Source organism: Intrasporangium sp., assembly GCF_036566125.1.
GTDB lineage: Bacteria > Actinomycetota > Actinomycetes > Actinomycetales > Dermatophilaceae > Intrasporangium.
In genome coordinates, this window is record NZ_DATCWX010000169.1 from 1 (window position 1) to 5458 (window position 5458).

At 69.6% G+C, this 5458-nt stretch carries 6 protein-coding genes and 1 riboswitch; of the genes, 4 read left to right on the forward strand and 2 right to left on the reverse strand.

The genetic code is table 11. The features are described 5' to 3' along the window. The 3 genes from VIR15_RS10325 to bar all read left to right on the forward strand — a co-directional run. A partial coding sequence (locus VIR15_RS10325; protein ID WP_414654952.1) for a winged helix DNA-binding protein occupies window positions 1-219 on the forward strand: 219 nt, incomplete at its 5' end. Window positions 220-383: 164 nt separating this feature from the next. After that, the gene (locus VIR15_RS10330) at window positions 384-1343 is read left to right on the forward strand and encodes a carbamate kinase (RefSeq protein ID WP_331927394.1); all 960 of its coding nucleotides are present in this window, start codon (window positions 384-386) and stop codon (window positions 1341-1343) included. A 5-nt stretch (window positions 1344-1348) separates the two neighbouring features. Next, entirely contained in the window at window positions 1349-2491 is a 1143-nt protein-coding gene (gene bar, locus VIR15_RS10335; protein WP_331927395.1) for a barbiturase, read from the forward strand. Window positions 2492-2621: 130 nt separating this feature from the next. On the opposite strand, the gene purH is transcribed toward bar, so the two are convergent. Then, complete coding sequence (purH, locus tag VIR15_RS10340; RefSeq protein WP_331927396.1) at window positions 2622-4217, reverse strand: bifunctional phosphoribosylaminoimidazolecarboxamide formyltransferase/IMP cyclohydrolase; 1596 nt, start codon at window positions 4215-4217, stop codon at window positions 2622-2624. Between the two features lie 38 nt (window positions 4218-4255). Further along, a riboswitch (ZMP/ZTP riboswitch) is annotated at window positions 4256-4332 on the reverse strand. Window position 4333: 1 nt separating this feature from the next. Beyond that, the gene (gene purN, locus VIR15_RS10345; protein WP_331927397.1) at window positions 4334-4966 is read right to left on the reverse strand and encodes a phosphoribosylglycinamide formyltransferase; all 633 of its coding nucleotides are present in this window, start codon (window positions 4964-4966) and stop codon (window positions 4334-4336) included. 61 nt (window positions 4967-5027) lie between these two features. On the opposite strand from purN, the gene VIR15_RS10350 reads away from it, so the two are divergent. Further along, window positions 5028-5426 (forward strand): hypothetical protein, encoded by a 399-nt coding sequence (locus VIR15_RS10350; protein WP_331927398.1) that lies wholly within the window; start codon window positions 5028-5030, stop codon window positions 5424-5426. Window positions 5427-5458 lie beyond the last annotated feature (32 nt).

Sequence of the window (5458 nt, forward strand, 5' to 3'; positions counted from 1 at the left end):
CTCGTCGCCAAGGAGCCCAACCCGGTCGACGCGCGGTCGTCGTATGCCGTCATCACCACCGAGGGCAGGCAGCGTTTCGAGGCGAGTGCGCCGCACTACGTCGGGCAGATCGAGAAGCGCTTCGCTGCCGGGTTGAGCGACGACGAGCTGCGCACCATCGCCCGCGCCCTGCGCCGAGTCCAGACCCACAGCATCACCACGACGCCGACCACCCGCTGACGCAGGCGACGTGCGGGAGGAGCGGGAGCGCACGTGCGTCGGGAGCGAGCTCAGCGGCATACGTACAACTGACAACCAACGGCCCTGCATTGGGCAGGACCTGCCAACGCGCCCGGCCCCACTCGCTCCCTAGGCTCACCCGCAACGACATCGAGGAGAGTGGCATGAGGGTGCTCGTCGCACTCGGCGGCAACGCTATGACCGGGCCCGATGGGAGTGCGGCCCCGCACGAGCAGCGGCGCGCGATCCGCCGGGCGATGTCGCATGTTGCCGACCTCGTGGCTGCTGGCCACGACGTCGCCATCACCCACGGCAACGGCCCGCAGGTCGGCAACATCCTCGTCAAGAACGAGCTCGCCGCCCACGTCGTCCCACCGGTGCCGCTCGACTGGTGCGGCGCGCAGACGCAGGGGACCATCGGCTTCACCATGCTCGACGCGCTCGAGGGGTCGCTCGCGCGGCGCGGAGTCCAGCGGCCCGTCGCCGCCATCGTCACCCGCACGCTCGTCGACCCGGACGACCCGGGCTTCAGGAAGCCGACCAAGCCCGTCGGACGCTACGTCAGCAAGGACGAGGCCCAGCCGCTCATCGCGCTGGGTCAGGTCTGGGAGGATCGCGGGGCCAAGGGCTGGAGGCGCGTCGTCGCATCGCCTGAGCCGCTCGAGGTGCTCGACGCCCACACGCTGCTCACCCTCATGCAGGCTGGCTACGTCGTCGTGGCCGCCGGCGGGGGCGGCATTCCCGTCGTGCGGTCGGACGCCGCCACTGTGCACGGCGTCGAGGCGGTCATCGACAAGGACCTCACCGCGGCCCTGCTCGCCCGCGCCATCGACGCCGATGCGCTCGTCATCGCCACGGACGTCCCTCACGCCGTCATCGGTTGGGGCACGCCGGAGGCGAGGCCGCTCGAGCGCGTGACCCTTGCCGAGCTGGAGGAGTACGCCGCCGCGGGGCACTTCGCCTCCGGCTCGATGGGCCCCAAGGTCGACGCGGCCATGCGGTTCGTGCGGTCCGGCGGCCGACGCAGCATCATCACGTCCCTTGACCAGATCACCGATGCCGTGGACCACGGCATCGGTACCGTCATCGAGAACCCAACGCCCCCAAACGATTTCGAAAGGTGAGTCACGTGCCAGAAGCCATCGAGGTGCGCAAGGTCCCGATCCACTCCGTCGCCGACGCGTCCGAGCTCGCCAGGCTCATCGACGACGGCGTCATGGAGGCCAGCCGGGTCATCGCGATCATCGGCAAAACGGAGGGCAACGGCGGGGTCAACGACTACACCCGCATCATCGCCGACCGAGCCTTCCGCGAGGTGCTCGTCGAGAAGGGTGCCCCCGCCGACCAGGTCAAGCAGATCCCGATCGTGTGGTCGGGTGGAACCGATGGCGTCATCAGCCCGCACGCGACGATCTTCGCCACGGTGCCAGCCGACCGGGCCGAGCCGTCTGACGACCTGCGCCTCACCGTGGGGTTCGCGATGAGCGAGCCGATCAAGCCGGAGGAGATCGGCTACGTGGCGATGGTCCGGAAGGTCGCCGATGGCGTGAAGGTCGCGATGGAGCGGGCGGGGATCACCGACCCCAAGGACGTCCACTACGTCCAGACGAAGACTCCGCTGCTGACGATCCACACGATCCGCGACGCCAAGTCCCGCGGGATGAAGGTCTGGACCGAGCACACCCACGAGTCGATGGACCTGTCCAACGGCACGACCGGCCTCGGCATCGCCGTCGCCCTTGGCGAGATAGAGATGCCGACGGACGCGGACGTCATGCACAACCGCTCGCTCTTCTCATCCGTCGCCTCCTGCTCGTCGGGGGTGGAGCTCGACCAGGCGCAGGTCGTCGTCGTCGGCAACACGCGCGGCATCGGCGGGCGGTACCGGATCGGCCACTCCGTCATGCGCGACGCGCTGGACCAGGACGGCATCTGGGAGGCCATCAAGGACGCCGGGCTCGACCTGCCCGAGCGCCCGCACTGGACCGACCTCGACGGACGGCTCGTCAACGTCTTCCTCAAGTGCGAGGTCAGCCAGGACGGGACCGTCCACGGGCGCCGAAACGCCATGCTCGACGACTCCGACGTCCACTGGCACCGCCAGATCAAGTCGGCCGTCGGCGGCGTGACTGCCGCGGTGACCGGCGACCCCGCCGTGTTCGTCTCGGTGTCCGCTGCACACCAGGGCCCGGACGGCGGTGGACCGGTCGCGGCCATCGTCGACCTCGGCGAGGGCGAGCCGACCGGCTACCGATGGTCGCCGCCGGCCTGATCCGCTGGAGCACCACCGCAACACACCCGCTTATCGCGTGCCTCCCCCACCTGCAGGAGGGGTGACCGCGCGGTAAGCGGGTGTGTTGCCGCACGGGGTCGGTGGGGGTGGGCGCTCGGCGGAGGTGGCGTCAGTGGGCGAAGTGGCGAGTCCCGGTGAAGTACATCGTCACCCCCGCCGCCGTGGCCGCCTCGATGACCTCGGCGTCCCGGACCGAACCACCGGGCGCGACGACGGCTCGCACGCCCGCATCGAGCAGGATCTGCAGCCCGTCGGCGAACGGGAAGAACGCGTCCGAGGCCGCAACCGCACCGCTCGCTCGCTCCTCACCGGCACGACGCACGGCGAGGTAACACGAGTCGACCCGGTTGACCTGCCCCATGCCGATCCCAACGGCCGCCCCGTCCTTGGCGAGGAGGATGGCGTTGGACCTCACCGCGCGGACCGCGCGCCACGCGAACTGCAGATCCGCCAGTGTCGCCTCGTCGGCTGCAGCACCTGAGACCAGCCGCCAGGATTCCGCCCTGTCGCCACCGGTCACCGCGCCGGTCTCGTCGCGCACCTCGGCATCGACCCGGTCGACGCCCTGCATGAGCAACCCCCCGGAGATCGGTCGGGTCTCCATCGATGCCGTGCGGATCGCGTCCTCGTTGGGCAGCCGCAGGATGCGAATGTTCTTCTTGCCCTTGAGGATCGACAGCGCCTCATCGTCGAAGTCGGGGGCGACGATGACCTCGGTGAAGACCTCCTTGACCTTGCCGGCCATGGCTGCAGTCACCGTGCGGTTGGTCGCGATGATCCCGCCGAACGCGGACACGGGATCCGTCGCATGTGCCCGTGCGTAGGCCTGCTCGATCGTCTCGCCGACGGCGACGCCACAGGGGTTGGCGTGCTTGACGATCGCGACTGTGGGCTGGTCGCCGTGGTCGTGCGCGGCCCGCACCGCGGCTTCGGTGTCGACGTAGTTGTTGTACGACATCTCCTTGCCGTGCAACTGCTCCGCCGAGGCTACGCCCGCAGTTCCATTGCGGTAGAGAGCGGCTCGCTGATGCGGGTTCTCGCCATAGCGCAACGCCGCCGCCAGGGTGAAGTCACCCCCGGTCCACGCGGGGAAACCGTCGCTCCCGGCGCCCGCGTAGTCCTGCATCCAGCTCGCGACTGCGGTGTCGTAGCTCGCCGTGTGCACGAACGCCTCCGCCGCCAGCCGCTTGCGCTGGTCCAGCGTGAAGCCGCCGGCTCCCAGCGCGTCGACAACCTGGCCGTATGCCGCTGGGCTCGTCACGATCGCAACGCTGGGGTGGTTCTTGGCTGCGGCCCGCACCATCGATGGTCCACCGATATCGATCTGCTCGACGCACTCGTCCTCGCTCGCGCCAGACGCGACGGTCTCGCGGAAGGGATAGAGGTTGACGACGACGAGCTCGAACGCCTCGATGCCGAGGTCGGCCAGCTGCCTGAGGTGGTCCGGCTTGCGCGTGTCGGCGAGGATCCCGGCGTGCACCTTGGGGTGCAGCGTCTTGACCCGACCCTCGAGGCACTCAGGGAAGCCGGTCAGCTCCTCGACCGGCGTGACCGCGATCCCGAGGGACGCGATCCTCTGGGCCGTCGATCCCGTCGAGACGATCGAGACACCGGCCGAGTCCAGCGCCCTCGCAAGGTCCTCTAGACCGGTTTTGTCGTAGACGGAGATGAGCGCGCGCTGGATGGGGCGGCGAGCGTCGGGCATGTGCTGGCTCCTGCGCTGATTGGAAGGGCATCAGGTTCCGGGAGCACCCAGGCGGGCGATGCCCCGACGTTCACTCCCTGGTGGTTCCCCACCTGCGCCAGTCGTGTGTCGCCAGCCTAGCGCGTGCCGCCGAGGCGGACCCGGTGTCCCTCCACGGTGAAGCCCTCGTGGGCCAGCCGGCGGACGACGTCGACGAGCATGGCCCGCTCCTGCACCTTGATCCGCTCGTGCAGGGACTCCTCCGTGTCGTCCTCCGCGACCGCCACGACGCGCTGGTCGATGACCGGCCCGGTGTCGACACCGGCGTCGACCAGGTGACAGGTCGTCCCGGTCACCTTGACGCCATACGCCAGGGCATCCCTGACCCCGTGCGCGCCGGGAAAGCTCGGCAGCAGGGCCGGATGCGTGTTGATCACTGTCTGCTCAGAGAGGACACGCTCGCCGAGGATCCGCATGAAGCCGGCGGACACGACGAAGCGGGGCCGCACCTCGCGAAGCCGCTCGGCCAACGCGGCATCCCATTCCACGCGGGACGGGAACCGTGCCGGCTGGCAGACGAAACTGGGGATGCCGGCCCGTTCGGCCCGCTCCAGCCCGCTGCACTGCCGGTCCGAGCCGACGGCCGCGATCCGCACCCCGTACGCCGGGTCGCTCGCAGCGTCGATGAGGGCCTGGAGCAGCGTCCCCGAGCCGGAGACGAGGACGACGATGTCGACTCGGCTGCTCGCTGCGGGGACCTCGGACGCCACGCGCGGAGTCTAGCCGCGACCCGTCGCGCGACGGCGGTGTCCCATGGGCGAGGATGGGTGAGTGAGCAGTCAAGACGAGCGGCGCGACATCGGGTTCGCCCGTGAGAAGGCCAAGCGCACCCTTCCCGTGACCGTCCTCGTGCTGCTCGGCATCATCGCGATGTACCTGCCGTTGCCGAAGCGGTTCGTCGCCGCGATCCCCTTTGTCATCGCCGCGGTGCTCACGGTGCGGCTGCTCCGATTCCTGGCCCACCGCAGCAGTCGGGAGAAGATCTGGCCCGCCATCACGCTGGGAATCGTCGCGCTCATGTTGTCGACGCTGGCGATGCAGCTGGTCTTCTACGCCGACGTCAGCGCCTACGAGACCTGCATCGACTCAGCCCAGACGCAGCAGGCCCGAGGCGCCTGCGAGCAGCTCAGGGAGCAGAGCCCGATCGGGAGCCGCTTCCTGTTCGAGTAGACGTCACCGTCTCCGTGCCGCCGCGGCTGCCG

Bases quoted from the DNA above. Each gene is read 5' to 3' on its own strand.
- VIR15_RS10330 (WP_331927394.1), top strand. From the start codon at position 384: ATGAGGGTGCTCGTCGCACTCGGCGGCAACGCTATGACCGGGCCCGAT.
- purH (WP_331927396.1), bottom strand. From the start codon at position 4,217: ATGCCCGACGCTCGCCGCCCCATCCAGCGCGCGCTCATCTCCGTCTAC.